Origin of the sequence: Paenarthrobacter sp. NPDC091711 (assembly GCF_044756605.1) — a bacterium.
Classification (GTDB): Bacteria; Actinomycetota; Actinomycetes; order Actinomycetales; family Micrococcaceae; genus Arthrobacter.
Genome location: NZ_JBIVTF010000003.1, coordinates 308,050 through 322,826, shown reverse-complemented (window position 1 = coordinate 322,826; position 14,777 = coordinate 308,050). Strand labels below are relative to the sequence as shown.

Below are 14,777 nucleotides of genomic sequence, written 5' to 3'. Positions count from 1 at the left end.
TGTATTCACAGGGTTTGCGTCTGTGGGCGGTCCTGAGTCCATGTCGCCTGCCTCACAGCCGGATTTATTCTGGAATCACAGCCCGCAACACACTTTTCGGCCGAAGAGGCCGCTAACGATGGAGCCCACAGATGATCATCGGTGTCCCCAAAGAAATCAAGAACAACGAGTTCCGCGTAGCCATCACGGCCGCCGGCGTCCACGAGTTCCGCACCCACGGACACACCGTTCTGGTTGAGCGCGGCGCAGGCCTCGGCTCGGGCATCACCGACGAGGAATACTCGATCGCCGGCGCCGAAATCGTCAACGAAGCCGACGACGTCTGGGGCCGCGCGGACATGGTCATGAAGGTCAAGGAACCCATCGCGGCCGAGTACCACCGCTTCCGCAAGGGCCTGATCCTCTTCACCTACCTGCACCTCGCCGCAGAGCCCGAGCTCACCGCAGAGCTCATCAACTCAGGCGTCACGGCCATCGCCTACGAAACCGTACAGGAAGGCCGCACCCTTCCCCTGCTCGCCCCGATGTCCGAGGTCGCGGGCCGCCTCTCCGTAGTTGTGGGCGCTTCCTCGCTGATGGCTCCGGCCGGCGGCAAGGGCGTCCTTCTGGGCGGCGTACCGGGCGTCCGTCCGGCCAAGGTTGTTGTCCTCGGCGCCGGCGTTGCGGGAACCAATGCCGCTGCCATGGCGCTGGGTCTCGGTGCTGATGTCACCATCATGGACATCAACATCAACCGGCTGCGCGAACTCGATGCCCTCTACCAGGGCCGCCTGAAGACCGTTGCCTCCAACGCCTACGAGATCGAGAAGTCAGTTATCGACGCAGATCTCGTGATCGGCTCCGTCCTGATCCCGGGCGCCAAAGCACCCAAGCTGGTCACCAACGATCTGGTTGCCCGCATGAAGCCGGGCTCGGTCCTGGTGGACATCGCAGTGGACCAGGGCGGCTGCTTCGAGGACACGCACCCCACCACCCACCAGGAACCGACGTACAAGGTCCACAACTCGATCTTCTACTGCGTTGCCAACATGCCTGGCGCTGTTCCGAACACCTCCACGTACGCACTGACCAACGTCACCCTGCGCTACGCCGTGGCCCTGGCCAACCTGGGCGTCAAGGCCGCCTTCGACCGTGACCCCGCACTGGCTTCAGGCCTCAACATCGCTGCAGGCCACGTGGCACACCACTCCGTTTCCGAGGCGCACAACCTGCCCCTGGTTACCGACTGGCACACGCTGGTTTCCGCGTAGCGAGGACCTCTCGCGGCGGGGTGCGGCTTCCACGAGAAGCCGCACCCCGCCGTCGTGGTTTAACGCGCGCCGAGTTGGCACTTAGTGACAATGTTTGGCGTAAACATTGTCACCAAGTGCCAACTCGCGGGGTGGCGGTTAGGGCCTGGCGGGGAGTTCGGGAATCAGCTCCGACGGAACCGGCACAGGTATGCCCGAGGGGCCAAGCTTTGAAGGATCGACCTTTGCAGGATCGATCGCGGAGGGGTCGATCCCCGGCGGGGTCACGGGCAACGCCGGAGGCGTGGGGATGACGCCGTGTCCGGGCTCCTGGTGCGACGGCGCCTTGGGTGTGCGCTGCGACGGTTCGACGCCGGGCTGCGGCTGAGGATCGGCAACGGCAGGACTGCCGGGTGCGGCCGGCGCGGGCTCGGGTTGAACAGTGGCAGGACCTTGCTGCGGCGCTTCGGGGACAGGTACCGGCGCGGGGGTGGTTCCAGCAGGGGCAACGGGCTGGGGAGCGCTGCCGGAACCGGGATTCAGTTGCGAGACCACCGAACCGATTGCTGCTCCAAAGTGCTGGAAAGCACCGGGCAATCCGCCCTCTGACGCGGCGGCAGCGGTAGCTCCGCCAGCCAAGGACACGGCAACGGCAAGGCCTGCGATGGCCGTACGGCGCTTCTGACGACGCCGGGCGGCAAGTTCGTCCACGGGAGGTTCGTCCACGGGGGCAACAGTGGCGAGTACCGCCGTCGGTGCACCCGACGACGCGGACGGTCCATCCGTCGTCGTGAGTTGCTGGGTGGCAGTGAGTTGCTGGGTGGCAGTGAGCTGCTGGGTGGCAGTTACCGGGGCGCTGACCATGAGCGCGCGGACTGCGTCGGACGGCAAAGGGGCAGTGCTGGCCAGTGATCGGAGCTCGAGAAGTTCGGTGCGGAGGGCGTCGTCGCCGGAGAGGCCGGAGTCTGCCAGCAGGTGGTCGATAGCCTGCTGATCGCGGCGTGCGCGAGGCGCAAATTGTTCGCTCATGATGTGCCGTTCCTTAGTAGTGCACGCTTCTTCAATGCACCCAATGCCCTGCGCTGTAGTTGTTTGACGGCGCCCTGGGACTTGCCCATGATCGCCGCAGTGTCTTCCACCGAAACATCGGCGACGATCCGGAGTGCCAGGACCTCCCGATAATCCTCGGGCAGGTCCTCCAAAATTTCGGTGACGCCCAAACCTGCGCCACGTCCGAAGGCTTGGTCTTCGGCCGATGGTGACCGCCGCGCGTCCAGGTCCGCTTCATATGGCGTGGAATCGGGCGTTCGTTCGCGCTTGCGATAGTGGTCCACCATCCGAGCATGCGCTATGGAGAACAGCAATGTCTTCGCCCCTTGAAGGCCGCCGTGGAGCGTTTCCAGCTTTGGATACAGGGCCAGGAAAACGTCCTGCGTCACGGCTTCGGGGTCGTCTACGCCGCGGGCCCGGAGGTAGCCAAAGACCGGTCCGGCGAACTTATTGTAGGCAGCCGTGAAGAGCAGGCCGGGATCGTCCTGATCCGCCTGCACGTATTCATCAGCCAAAGGGTTAAGCACCCGTGGATGCCCCCGTCCCACACCACATTACGTAGCGGGGCTCCTTGTCCTAAGCCAAGGAGCCCCGCCCTTAAACCGTAACCGCTGCTTGCTTAGCGGACAGAATCGAGGGGTGCACCCGGAACAGCCGGGACCTCGGTGGGAACCTGGGTGGGCAGCTCAGGAGTTCCAGGAACGGCAGGCACTGCGGGGACAGCCGGCGTGGCGGGAACAGAGGGAACGCCCGGCACTGCGGGAACCGCCGGTACTGCAGGGGTAGCAGGCAGTTCGGACGTCACTGCGGCGTCGACGTCGGCCTCGGCCTTTGCCGAACCGTCAGCCTTCAGGCCGGCAGCCTTACCGGCTTCCACCACGGACTCGCAGTGCGCCTCCACCTTGGCTTCGCCACCGGCAGCGATGGTCAAGGACTCGAAGCCCGGGACCTTCGTGTCGGACTTCAGGCCGCCATTGAGGAAAGCGGTGCAGAGGCCGAAAGCCTCCGGGGAGGTGGCGTCCTCTGCCGCAGCCTTGGCACCGGATACTGCGTCGGCAGCCTTGGCCTGGCCGGCCTCGGCGGCGTCAGTTGCGTTGGTCTTGGCGCCTTCGGTGGCGTCGGTGGCGTCGGCTACTGCGGAATCGGCGGCTTCAGCGGCCTTCTCAGCTACCGGGGCCGGCGCACCAACGAGGTTGTGGGCGGTCTGCTGGAATTCGGTTGGAAGTGCGCCATTGAAGGCAGCGACGCCGGTTCCACCGGCAGCTACGGCTCCGGCAGCCAGGACGCCCGCGGCGACTTTGCTGGTGGCAAGGACAGTGAACAAGGACATGAAACCCTCCGACAAACGATTTTGGGATTGCCCCGGCCGCGGTTGGGTCGCGACCGGATGATCAGTGTGCGGACGTGGCCCGCACACCCCCTACATCGTTCGTGGCGGCGGTGAGGTTACGCGTTGTTCAAAATTCTTTTTCAGGGCTTGGGTCCTGCTTCTCCTCCGTACTGCCGTTATCCACATACGGCTCCTTGTCCACACTGGCTAGATGTCCCCATGGCCGGTTGGGCAGCAGCCAACTATGCTCAGGAAACCGCCGGGAATGGTGAATGCCCGGGAACCGACATGTCACTACGTTCAGGGGGATACGTGATGGGGCTGAGCATCTGATGGGGCAGGGACTGGTAGGCGCGGACGTCGGGGATCTCCGGCGTTTGTCCGCTGTCATGGACGCTGAGGCTGAGAAGATCACCAGTCTTCAACAGCAACTCACGGCGATGATCCAGGCGGGTTCGTACTGGCAGGGAAATGACGCTGACCAGTTCCGGAGCAGGTGGCAAAGCGATCTTCACGGACGGTTGGGAGCAGCAGCTGTTTGCCTGCGGACCAACGCCCGCGCCCTGAAACTCAACGCAGACCAGCAGGAACAAGCCTCTTTGGGTGGTTCGGCCGGAGGATCCAAGGGAGGACTTTCCAACGGGTCTGGCAGGGCAACCCCGGGGTCGCTGGAGTTCACCTTTGATCCCACCACCTATGGGCCCTTCACGGTTGAAGGCAACGGCTCCTTCGACAGTAAAGCATCGGGCGAAACGCACGGATCCCTAGGTCCCACAGGCATTGATGTTGGCGGCTCCGGCGAGGCCTCCACCGGAGGTGACATGACCTGGAAGGCGGGCTCAGAGTTCGGTCCCGTCAAGACGACCGTCACCAACGAAACCTTTGTGGGTGCCCGCGCCAGCGGCGAGTACGGGGCCACCGTGCCCTTCGGGCTGGGACTTCCCACCGCCCACGCCAACGGCGAAGCGTTTGCCGGTGCAGAGAACGTGACCACCGTACGATCCGATTTCTTCGACGGCTGGGTCACCAACACCTCCACCACGCGAATGATGACAGGAGTGGAGGCCAGCGCCCACGCCAATGCCAGCAGCCCGTTCCTCTTTTCGGCCGGCGGCGAGGGCTTCGCCGGCCAGAAGGTCACCATGGATAACCAGACGGAGTTCGCTGGTGGCTTGTTCTCCCTGGGACAGGGCGGGGAGTTGCGCGCCGGTGCTTGGGCAAGCGCCGGCGAAGGCGAAGTCAACGTCAAGGGCCGCGAGACCACCGGTACAGCGTTCAGTGCAGGTGCCGGAGCAGAACTGACCGGGAGCCGGTACGTCGAAGTTTTGGGCCAGACACTAACACTGAACGCAACGGTGGCCGCCGGAGCTGGCGAGGGCCACTTCTTCACGGCTTCCATGGATGAAGACGGTCTCACCCTCGGCGCCGGCGCCAAGCTCACCGCGGAACTGGGGCTGGGTGCGGGTGGCCAGATCACCCTCAGCCCGTCCGGATTTGTGGATTCCGTGACCGGATTCGTCGACTTCCTCAATAAATAGCTTCCTGCACAGACACTGCTCCGAAGGACTCCCATGACATCGCAACAGGTTTTCCCGTCCGAAGCTTTTCCCGCCTACCCCTCCATCAAGCTCACGCCGCCGGAGGGTTGGACCCAGCAGGTGGTTCCCGATGCCGTGGGCGCCTTCATGGCCCCCACATCCGAGGGCAAGTACACCGCCAATGTGGTCATCTCGGTGTCGCGTCGCTTGCCCGGATACCAGCTCCAGGACATCGCCGCATCCGTAGACTCGTTCCTGGATGCCTTGCCGGATGCAGTCCTGCTCGCCACAGAGCCCGTGGTGATCAATGGCCGGGATTGGCACGTGCGCGAGGCACGTTACACCCACCCGCAGGCGGGCTCGCTGACGCAGTTCACCGCCGTCACAGTGGTCCATCAGGACGTAGCCGCCGACGTGGTCCAGCTGACCGGGAGCTGCCAGCCGGTCGAAGGCAATGACGACCTCAAGGCCATCTATTCGCTGGTTGCCAGCGCGGGCGTCACGCCAGCGCCCTAGCCTGCTCAATCAGCTTCAGCACCGCAACGGAATCAGCCGGATCCACTGGCGCCGGAAGCGCGGAGGCTGCGCCGCCGTCGTCGAGCTTTTCGGCGAGGAGCCTGTAGAACTCGGGGTACGCACCGCGCTCTGTGGGGATGGTGATGCGCTGCCCGTTTGACTCAAGCGTGCCATGGTTTTGCGAAGGCTCGACGCCGTACTCCGCGTCTGTCGGAAGGCCGCCACCCAGCACATAGGGCTCCTGCGGGTCGGTGCCGAACTTCACGAAGCCGCCCTCTGTGCCGAGGATGCGGAAGCGTGGGCCAGGGAGGTGGCTGTTGAGGTTGATGGTGACATGGCTGACCACACCCGACTCGTGCTTGAGCACAAGAAAGACGTCGTCATCGGCGCTTTCCTGAGGACGACGAGCCTGTATTTCCGCGAAAGTGACGGTTGCCGGCCCAAAGAATCGGAGAGTGAGATCGAGGACGTGGGTGCCGAGGTCGAACAGGACACCGCCGCCGTCGTCTGCCGTGGCGCTGGCTTTCCAGGCCTTTGAAATCTCCGGCGCCCAGCGTTCCATGCCCACCTCAAACCGGGTCACAGTTCCCAGCGTCCCGGCGTCGAGCAGTTTCTTCACCGTCAGCGAGTCACCATCCCACCGCCGGTTTTGGTAGACAGTGAGGACACGCCCCAGTTTTGCCGCCAGCTGGATCAGTTCCTCGCCCTCGGCGCTGCGCACCGTGAACGGTTTATCCACGACGACGTCGAGCCCGGCTTCCAGCGCAGCTTTCGCAAGGGGGAAATGGGTGGCGGGCGGAGTGCCCAGAACGATCAGGTCCAGCGCGTCAGCGAGGGCCAGGATGTCCTCCGGGGTGTTGACGATGGTGGCTTCCGGGTAGCGATCTTTCGCTTTCGCCTGCCTCCCGGCGTCCGACGTTGCGATGACGGCAAGCTCATAAGCAGGGTTGCTCGCGATGAAGGGGGCGTGGAAGACGCTGCCCGACAGGCCAAAACCTGCGACGGCGGTACGGATCGGATCGGAAGTCATGTGCCTAGGCTACCGACCCTCTCGCAGGTAATAGCCCTTTCCCGCCGACCCTCTATCACCAGGTGAGCGAGGGATCGGCTGAAGCACGCGGGATGTGAGAGAGGGATCAGCTGAAGCACGCGGGATGTGAGAGAGGGTGGGGACGGCGAAGGCCGGGAACCTCCCCGCACTGATGAATCAGCTCAGGGGTTCCCGGCCTTCAGGAAACTACACCTTGGAAACTATAGAATAGGGGCTACTTCTTGGCGCCCTTTTCCCAGCCGATGGTGGTCCAGTCCGGAACGTTGGACAGGCTCTTGAACAGGGACGGGCCGTAATTGGCCAGGCCCGTGCGCACGAACTGGATCTCCGGGCCGTTGAGGACAGTACCCATGGAGAAGTACTTCTCCATGTGCTTCTTCTCAACCTCCATGGCAGCCTTGTTGCGCTCAGTGTCATCGGCGATGGTTGCCAAACGTTTGATTTCCGCGTCGAGTTCAGCGTCGCCCAAGCCGTTTTCGTTCGTAGCGGAGTCGTAGTACTGCTTTACCGCATCAGTAGCGTCCGGGCCCACGGTGTAACCGGAGATGGTCACGTCGAACTCGCGTCCGCCGATGACCTTGCCAAAGTCAGCGTCACCACGCTGGTCGATGGAAACATCCATGCCAGCCGCCTGGAGCTGCTTCTGCAGGGTCTGCGAGGTTGCAGCCGTGGTGGGGTCGTCACCGAAGTTGGTGATCTTGAAGGAGACGGGGACGCCATCCTTGGCCATAATGCCCTTGTCGTTCGCCGTGTAACCGGCATCCGTCAGGACCTTCTTGGCAGCGTCCGCGCCGGTGTCCTTCACGGGGTAGTTGTCCTGGTAGTACTCGGAGAACGGCATCAGCATCATGGAGCCCGAGCTCTCTTCGGACCAGTTCAAGCCGTTGAAGCGGACATCGCGGATGGCCTTGCGGTCCACGGCGGTGAAGATCGCCTTGCGCACGGCGACGTCGGTGAGGGCCGGGCGCTTGGCGTTGAGGTTCAGACCACCGGCAAACAGGCGCTGACCGCGGCGGACCTCAGAGTTGGTGGTTCCCTCGAGCTGCTTGTAGCGGCCAAGCGTACGGCCGTTGGCGGCGTCGATCTCACCATTCTTGAAGGCGGCGATAGTTGCGCTCGGCTCCATTTGGCGCCAGATGACCTTTTCGAGGACCGGCTTCTGGCCCCACCATTTGTCGTTGGGCACCATGGTGACCGTCTTGGCGGTGGTGTCGTAGTTCTCCACCTTGAACGGCCCTGCCATCCATTCGGGGTGCATGTTGCCGGCAAATCCCGTGTTGAAGATCTCGGGGGTATTGATGGCCGGGTGGATCAAGCCAAAGAAGAGGCCTTCCAACGGAAAGACCGGCTGGGTAGTGGTGACAATGACTTCCTTGTCGTTGGCACCCGCCTTGACTGAATCGACGAAAGCGTAAGCACCTGCGGTCACGATGTCGATTGACTTGTCTTCACCCTTGAGCATGTTCCAGGTGTTTTGGAACGTCTTGACGTCGATGGGCGTGCCATCGTTCCACGTCGCTTTGTCGTTGATCTTAATCGTGACGGTCTGCTTGCCGTCCTTGACTTCGCTCTTGACGTCTTCGCAGAAGTCTTTATTCGGCTCTGCCTTGCCATCGAAGTCCAGCTTCCAGCAGCCGCCAATGCCACCGCTGTTGATGGAGGCAGTGTTGACGGGAGTCATCAGGGCTGAGTTGTCAGCGCTGTTGCCCACATTCGAGAAGCCGTTGAAGTCCGGCCCAATGCTGCCTACACCCAGCGTGAGCGTGCCGCCCTGCTCCAGGTCTTTTGCTTCCTTGGCGTTGACGCTGATCAGCTTGCTGATATCGCCTCCGCTCTCTTCGGCCTTCTGAGAGGCCGGACCCGACGGCGTTCCCCCGCCGCAAGCGGTCAGCATAAGCGTTGCTACGAGCGCTACGCCACCGATCGTCGTGTACTTTTTCATGGTTTGCCCTTCATGTTTACGACTGGAAATTCAATTGCGAGTTGAGACCAGAGATTCATTTCAAAAGCGTCATATGTCGTCAGGCATGCACCACCAGCATGTCGGCATCTATCTCTCCATCGGGGAAGAAGCACGCGAAATCCTGTGTGCCTTCCTTTTCCGAGGCCAATGGCGGCTCCAGAGTAAGGCACTTCTCCTGCTTCGCGGCAGGTAGTGCGGCAAACACGGGACAGCGGGTGGCGAAATTGCATCCCTTGGGAGCATCAAGCGGGCTGGGAAGGTCCCCCTGCAGGATGATGCGTTCGCGGGTGCGTTCCAGATTGGGGTCCGGCACCGGGATCGCGGACAGCAGGGCCCGGGTGTAGGGGTGGCGCGGGTTGTCGAAGACATCATCCACGTCTCCGGTTTCCACAATCTTGCCGAGGTACATCACGGCAACGCGATCGGAGATGTGTCGGACCACCGAGAGGTCGTGGGCCACCATGAGGTAGCTCAGGCCCAGTTCGGCACGGAGCTTGTCCAGCAGGTTGATGACACCGGCTTGCACGGATACGTCCAGTGCGGAGATGGGTTCGTCCAGGACAACGAGCTTCGGATTCACGGCGAGCGCACGGGCGATGCCGATGCGCTGGCGCTGGCCGCCGGAGAACTGGTTGGGGAAGCGGTTCACGTGGTCCGGCTGCAAGCCCACCAGCTTCATGAGTTCCATGATGCGTTTCTTGATGGCGGCCTTGGGCATGCCCAGGTTTTCCAGCGGTTCGGCCAGGACTTCGTACACGGTGAAACGCGGGTCCAGGGCGCCCGTGGGGTCCTGGAAGACCATCTGCATTTCCTTGCGCATGGCCATCTTGGTCTTGTGATCGGTGGCCACCTTGTTGCTGACGCCGCCGATGACCACTTCGCCCACCTGGTCCGGGTGGAACTCCATGATTTCCAGGAGTGTGGTGGTCTTGCCGCAGCCGGACTCCCCCACAATGGAAACGCACTCACCTTCGCGGATATCAAAGCTCAGGCCATCCACGGCCTTGACCGTGCCGATTCGTCGCTTGATCAAGGCACCCTTGAGCAGCGGGAAGTGCTTTTTGACGTCCTTGAGTTCCAGGACCTTTTGGCGCTCGACGCGGGCGACGCCGTCGAACTTTGACACCGGCTTGGGCGGCGCATGGAAAATCTTGTGAGCGTCAGCGTTACCGGACAGTTCGCCAGCCTTGATGCAAGCGGCTTTGTGTCCCAGGGTCTGCCCCTCCGTGCCAGGTACCGGGAACAGTTCCGGTTCGCCGTGCAGGCAGGCGTCGCTGACCAAGGGGCAACGGGCCGCGAAGGAGCAGCCAGTCACCGGCAGGGCGAGGTTGGGCGGAGTTCCTTCGATAGGTACCAGCGACTGCTTGGTGGCGGTATCCACCCGAGGTACAGCACCAAGCAGGCCCAGCGTGTACGGCATCCGCGGGTTGTAGTAGATGTCCTCAACAGTGCCGGTTTCCACCGGTTTGCCTGCGTACATGACCATGATGTCGTCGGCCATGCCGGCTACGACACCGAGGTCGTGCGTGATCATGACGACGGCGGCGCCGGTCTCCTCCTGCGCGGTGTGCAGTACTTCCAGCACCTGCGCCTGGATGGTGACGTCGAGCGCCGTCGTGGGTTCATCAGCGATGAGCACCCTGGGATCGTTGGCGATGGCGATCGCGATCATGACGCGCTGGCGCATGCCGCCGGAAAATTCGTGCGGGAAGGCTTTCAGCCGGTCCTTGGGGCTCGGGATGCCCACCATCCGCAAGAGGTCGACGGCGCGGGTTTCTTTGGCCTGCTTGCTCATGGTGGGGTTGTGGACCGTCAGCGCCTCGATGATCTGGTGTCCCACCGTGTAGACGGGGGTCAGTGAGGAGAGCGGGTCCTGGAACACCATGGCGATGTCGCTGCCGCGGTGCTTGCACATGGCTTTGTCGCTGAGGCCTAGCAGTTCTTTGCCCTTGAAGCGCACGGAACCGGTGATGTCCGCGGTTTCCGGGAGCAAACCCATGATGGCCATGGATGTGACGGACTTACCGGAACCGGATTCACCCACGATGCCCAGTGTTTTGCCCGGCATGAGGTCGAAGTCCACTCCGCGGACTGCGTGGACCACGCCGTTCTCGGAGTTGAAGCGGACGTTGAGGTCGCGAACGCTCAGGACGGCGTCGCCGGGGGCGTAGAGCCCGGCGTCGCGGAGACGCTCAGCGGGAGTGATGTTGGTGCTCATTTGGCAGCCTTTGCGGTCTTGGTCTTGGCCCGTCCAATGGAGCTGGAGCTGGGGTCGAAGGCGTCACGGAGGCCGTCGTTCATCATGGCCAGTGACCCCGTCAGCAGGAACATGACAGTCAGGGGTACCCAGAACATCCAGGGGAAGGACGACACCTGGCCGGTGGCCTGGCCGATCAGGACACCGAGGCTGACGTCAGGAAGCTTGATGCCGATGCCAATGAAGGAGAACGCAACCTCGGCCAGGATCGCGCCGGTGATGCCGCGGGTGAAGTCGAGCACCAGCAGCGAGCCGATGTTGGGAACCAAGTGACGCCACACGATCCTGCGGGAAGGGACTCCCATGTACTTGGCGGCTTTGACGTAGTCGCGCTGCATGAGGGACATGGACAGCGAGCGCACCAGGCGGGCAGTTCCCATCCAGCTGAAGAACAGCAGGACCACTACAAGCAAGAGCCAGCTGGGAAGGTCCTTCAGGCCACCGCTGCCGCTGGTTGCCACGGCCACCACCAGAATGGCCGGCATCATGATGAGCGCCTCAAGGATGAACAGCATGGTGGCGTCCACCTTGCCCCCGAAGAATGCCATGGTGCAGCCATACACCGCGGAGATCAGCACCGAAACGCCGCCCACAATGAGGCCGATGAGAATGGAGGTCCGGGTGCCGTCCACAATGAGCGCCATGAGGTCGATGCCGGCCTGCGTGGTCCCCAGCAAGTGGTCCGGCGAGGGTGGCATGCCGATGTTCAACGGATCAAGGGTGTCCTTATCCCACGACGTCAGGAAACCGCCAAAGATCGAAAAGAGGAACAAGGCGAGGAAAATAAACAAGCCGGCGACGGCGGTCCGGTTACGCATGAAGCGACGGAAGATGATGCGGGATTTGCCGATGACGACGTCCGAGTCACCAACCCGGGCTTCGTCGATTTCCGCAATGGGATCAATGATGTTGGTCATTACTGGACCCTCACTCGTGGATCGACCAGCGTGGTGGCGAAGTCGGCAAGGATGGCGCCGATCGCGAAGATCACTGAGCCATAAGCCAGCGTGGCAGTGGCGACGTTGACGTCCTGCAGGCTGATGGCCTGGATGCTCCAGAGACCAATGCCCGGCCAGGCGAAGATCGCCTCGGCGAAGAAGCCTCCCGTGAAGATCGCCGGGATGGTGAAGGCGATGCTCTGGGCCACCGGGATGAAGGACACCCGCAGGGCGTGCTTCCGGATGGCCTGGTTCCGGGTAAGCCCCTTGGCCCGGGCGGTGCGGACGAAGTCAGCATTCACGTTGTCCAGGAGGTACTGCCGCTGGGCGATCTGGTAACCGGCCCAACCGAAGATGGTCATCGCGAAGGTGGGCACGGCGTAGTGGGCCACAAGGTCAACGAAAGCCGGCCAGCCTGGCTCAATTCCCGGCGTCGAAATTCCCGTCACGAAGAAAATGCGCTGCCCCACAGCCTCGTTGATGCCAATGGCGCCCAACTGCACTAGGAAGTAGGCGATGGGGGCGGGCAGGATGTGGACCAGGTAGCTGTAGGACGTGATGACGCGGTCCTGGACTTTGTACTGGCGGGCTGCGGAGTAGACACCGAGGGCTACGCCGATGATCAGGGTGAGGATAATCGAGGCGATGAACAGCCGGGTGGAGACCATCACACGGTCAGCGAATTCGGCGTTGACGAAGGCGCCGTTCGGGCTGCGGCCCCAGTCCCAGCGGGTGACGATGCCGCCGAGCCATTGAACGTACCGTTCCCAGGGGTTCAACTCCGGGTCAAGGCCCAGTCCTCGGAAAGACGCGGCTACCTGTTCGGGGGTGGGCCGAGGGATTTTTTCCTGCTCCAGAACTGCCGGTTTCAGCGACGAGACTGCCAGGAAGTAGCCTGCACTGGTGGTCAGGAAGATCATGATCAGGTAAATGCCTGACCGCTTCATCAGATATTTCAGCATGTCGGGCGGCTGCCCCGAATCGTGGCAAAACTCAATGCTCGTCCTTCCGCGGTTCCCGGCTGTGGCCGGCGTCAGCTACGAATTGGCGCAGCGGGTTGTTGGCTCCCCCGGCACCCCTTCAGTGATCACCAGCCCTGTATGGCATGCGTCACATTCAAGAGGAAACTACCACAATAACTGCTTCACGTTTTGCTTCACGGCGTCCAGTTTCGCTCCTGCAGCCAGATTGTTATGTGCAGGTTGCGTCATGTTTACGACGACGGCGGTACTAACGCGCTCACAGCGCAGCGCGCGGGTGGGCAACCAAGGGCCGGGTAGCCGGGCGGGACGCGGGTTAAGCCGGATCCAAAAGCCGCGTGATCAGCTCGCGCCAGGAATCCGCCAGCCGGGTGGGAGAAATACCGCGGACACGGACGTCGTCGACTATTCGTTCAGGGTCCAGTGCGTAAGTCAGGGACATCGCCATCACCCAAGGATCCGCGATTCCCGCCTCCCGCAGCAGGACCTCCATATGTCGATGCGACAGTTTGGTTGCGGGAACATCGAACCTGTTGCGCGTCGCGGCCCCGGCGGCCTTCAAGAGTTCGCCGTTTTCCAGGACGAAGTAGATGCGCCCCTCGCCGAAGGCCACCAAGCGATCCCTTGGTGCGGCGCCCGGGCCAAGGGGCGGGGGTCCAAACATGAAACCGGCCTGGAATTCGGACTCCGAGTCGCTCAGCAGCGTCATCATGAGCCCGGCCCGGCTCCCGAAGCGGCGGAACACCGTCCCCTTGCCAACCTTGGCCTTGCAGGCCAGCGCATCCATGGTCAGTGCCTCCGCGCCGAACTCGGCCACTAAATCCCGGGCAGCGTTGAGGAGGCGCTCACGATTTCTCGCTGCGTCACTGCGCTCATGGGGCGCACCCAGGGGCACGTCCGGTCGAAGGGGGATCGAGCTCACAGAAATATTCTAGACCCCGGGAATAGAAAGCGGACCATAGTCCGTTTAGTATCGATGAAGGCCACAAAGCCCCCACAACGCAGGCCGGATCCGCAAGGCACCGGCCAGACACAAGGAGACACCATGTCCAAGAGCACAGTTCTTACCCTCGTCGGCAGCCTGCGCGCCGATTCCCACAACCGGAAACTCGCCGAAGCCATCCAGTTGAACGCACCGGAGAACGTTGACGTGCAGATCCACGGCTCGCTGGGCACCATCCCCTTCTATAACGAGGACATCGACGTCGAAGGCCAGGTCCCTGCCGAAGCCGCCGCTCTCCGCGCTGCAGCAGCCGACGCCGACACCATCCTGCTCGTCACCCCCGAGCACAACGGCACCATGCCTGCCTCCTTGAAGAACGCCATTGACTGGCTGTCCCGCCCGTTCGGCGCCGGCGCCCTCTCCGGCAAGCCGACCGCCGTCGTCGGAACCGCTTTTGGCCAGTTCGGTGGCGTGTGGGCCCAGGATGAGGCCCGTAAGGCCGCCGGTATTGCCGGCGCCAAGGTCCTCGAAGACGTCAAGCTGGCCGTCCCGGGTTCCATGATCCGCTTCGCTGAACTGCACCCGAAAGACGACGCCGAGGTTGTTGAGCAGATCAAGGGCATCTTCGAGCCGCTGACTGCCGTTCAGGATGAAGAAGAAGCAGCAGCCTAAGCTTTTTCGCTTTTGATGCCCCCGTTCCGCGATCTGCGGGGCGGGGGCATTCGCGTGCCAGTTGTTCTTAGTGGCGGGCGCGGCCGGGCGTGATCAACTCTTGTCCGAACCGTCACCGTAACGGCATGTTGTGTTCGGCCGTCCCGTCCTACCGTTGGAAGTACAGGTGGACGGACAGGAGCGCGGGGCTGTCATGCATGCCGGACCGGGACCAAAAAGTACGACGACGATCGCCGCTGCCTGCCTCGTCTTCGGTCTGTGGGTGGCAGGCTGCACTACCGCCCCTTCCGGATCAACAGGTCCAGACAGC

13 protein-coding genes are annotated in these 14,777 nt (G+C 62.8%); 4 read left to right on the top strand and 9 right to left on the bottom strand.

Annotated features, from left to right (window positions below):
• Positions 1-131 precede the first annotated feature (131 nt).
• Positions 132-1,250 (top strand): alanine dehydrogenase, encoded by a 1,119-nt coding sequence (gene ald, locus ACIQH5_RS07325; protein WP_400401626.1) that lies wholly within the window; start codon positions 132-134, stop codon positions 1,248-1,250.
• A 138-nt stretch (positions 1,251-1,388) separates the two neighbouring features.
• Here the strand turns inward: ald and ACIQH5_RS07320 are convergent, their stop codons facing one another.
• The 3 genes from ACIQH5_RS07320 to ACIQH5_RS07310 all read right to left on the bottom strand — a co-directional run bounded on the left by ACIQH5_RS07320 (position 1,389) and on the right by ACIQH5_RS07310 (position 3,609).
• Positions 1,389-2,258, bottom strand: a complete 870-nt coding sequence (locus tag ACIQH5_RS07320; RefSeq protein WP_400401624.1) for a hypothetical protein — start codon at positions 2,256-2,258, stop codon at positions 1,389-1,391.
• Positions 2,255-2,806: an RNA polymerase sigma factor gene (locus ACIQH5_RS07315; protein WP_400401622.1), complete on the bottom strand. Its 552-nt coding sequence runs from the start codon at positions 2,804-2,806 to the stop codon at positions 2,255-2,257. The genes ACIQH5_RS07320 and ACIQH5_RS07315 overlap by 4 nt, the downstream gene beginning before the upstream one ends.
• 92 nt (positions 2,807-2,898) lie before the next feature.
• Positions 2,899-3,609: a hypothetical protein gene (locus ACIQH5_RS07310; RefSeq protein ID WP_400401620.1), complete on the bottom strand. Its 711-nt coding sequence runs from the start codon at positions 3,607-3,609 to the stop codon at positions 2,899-2,901.
• Positions 3,610-3,941: 332 nt separating this feature from the next.
• Between ACIQH5_RS07310 and ACIQH5_RS07305 the strand changes: the two genes are divergently transcribed.
• Together ACIQH5_RS07305 and ACIQH5_RS07300 are read left to right on the top strand one after the other, a co-directional pair.
• Positions 3,942-5,147, top strand: coding sequence for a WXG100 family type VII secretion target (locus ACIQH5_RS07305; protein ID WP_400401618.1), 1,206 nt, complete (start codon positions 3,942-3,944; stop codon positions 5,145-5,147).
• A 33-nt stretch (positions 5,148-5,180) separates the two neighbouring features.
• A complete protein-coding gene (locus tag ACIQH5_RS07300) occupies positions 5,181-5,663 on the top strand; it encodes a hypothetical protein (RefSeq protein ID WP_400401616.1) in 483 nt (160 codons plus the stop codon).
• Here the strand turns inward: ACIQH5_RS07300 and ACIQH5_RS07295 are convergent.
• The 6 genes from ACIQH5_RS07295 to ACIQH5_RS07270 all read right to left on the bottom strand — a co-directional run bounded on the left by ACIQH5_RS07295 (position 5,647) and on the right by ACIQH5_RS07270 (position 13,774).
• Positions 5,647-6,693, bottom strand: coding sequence for a Gfo/Idh/MocA family oxidoreductase (locus tag ACIQH5_RS07295; protein WP_400401614.1), 1,047 nt, complete (start codon positions 6,691-6,693; stop codon positions 5,647-5,649). The genes ACIQH5_RS07300 and ACIQH5_RS07295 overlap by 17 nt on opposite strands.
• A gap of 235 nt (positions 6,694-6,928) precedes the next feature.
• On the bottom strand, positions 6,929-8,656 hold the full coding sequence (locus ACIQH5_RS07290; protein WP_400401612.1) for an ABC transporter substrate-binding protein: 1,728 nt from the start codon (positions 8,654-8,656) through the stop codon (positions 6,929-6,931).
• A 79-nt stretch (positions 8,657-8,735) separates the two neighbouring features.
• Positions 8,736-10,895, bottom strand: a complete 2,160-nt coding sequence (locus tag ACIQH5_RS07285; protein WP_400401610.1) for a dipeptide ABC transporter ATP-binding protein — start codon at positions 10,893-10,895, stop codon at positions 8,736-8,738.
• Positions 10,892-11,851 carry an ABC transporter permease gene (locus ACIQH5_RS07280; RefSeq protein ID WP_400401608.1) on the bottom strand — a complete coding sequence of 320 codons (960 nt, stop codon included), beginning with the start codon at positions 11,849-11,851 and terminating at the stop codon, positions 10,892-10,894. The genes ACIQH5_RS07285 and ACIQH5_RS07280 overlap by 4 nt, the downstream gene beginning before the upstream one ends.
• Positions 11,851-12,834 carry an ABC transporter permease gene (locus ACIQH5_RS07275; protein ID WP_400401607.1) on the bottom strand — a complete coding sequence of 328 codons (984 nt, stop codon included), beginning with the start codon at positions 12,832-12,834 and terminating at the stop codon, positions 11,851-11,853. The genes ACIQH5_RS07280 and ACIQH5_RS07275 overlap by 1 nt, the downstream gene beginning before the upstream one ends.
• A gap of 334 nt (positions 12,835-13,168) precedes the next feature.
• Positions 13,169-13,774 carry a TetR/AcrR family transcriptional regulator gene (locus tag ACIQH5_RS07270; RefSeq protein ID WP_400401605.1) on the bottom strand — a complete coding sequence of 202 codons (606 nt, stop codon included), beginning with the start codon at positions 13,772-13,774 and terminating at the stop codon, positions 13,169-13,171.
• A gap of 123 nt (positions 13,775-13,897) precedes the next feature.
• On the opposite strand from ACIQH5_RS07270, the gene ACIQH5_RS07265 reads away from it, so the two are divergent.
• Positions 13,898-14,467 carry an NAD(P)H-dependent oxidoreductase gene (locus ACIQH5_RS07265; RefSeq protein ID WP_400401603.1) on the top strand — a complete coding sequence of 190 codons (570 nt, stop codon included), beginning with the start codon at positions 13,898-13,900 and terminating at the stop codon, positions 14,465-14,467.
• Positions 14,468-14,777 lie beyond the last annotated feature (310 nt).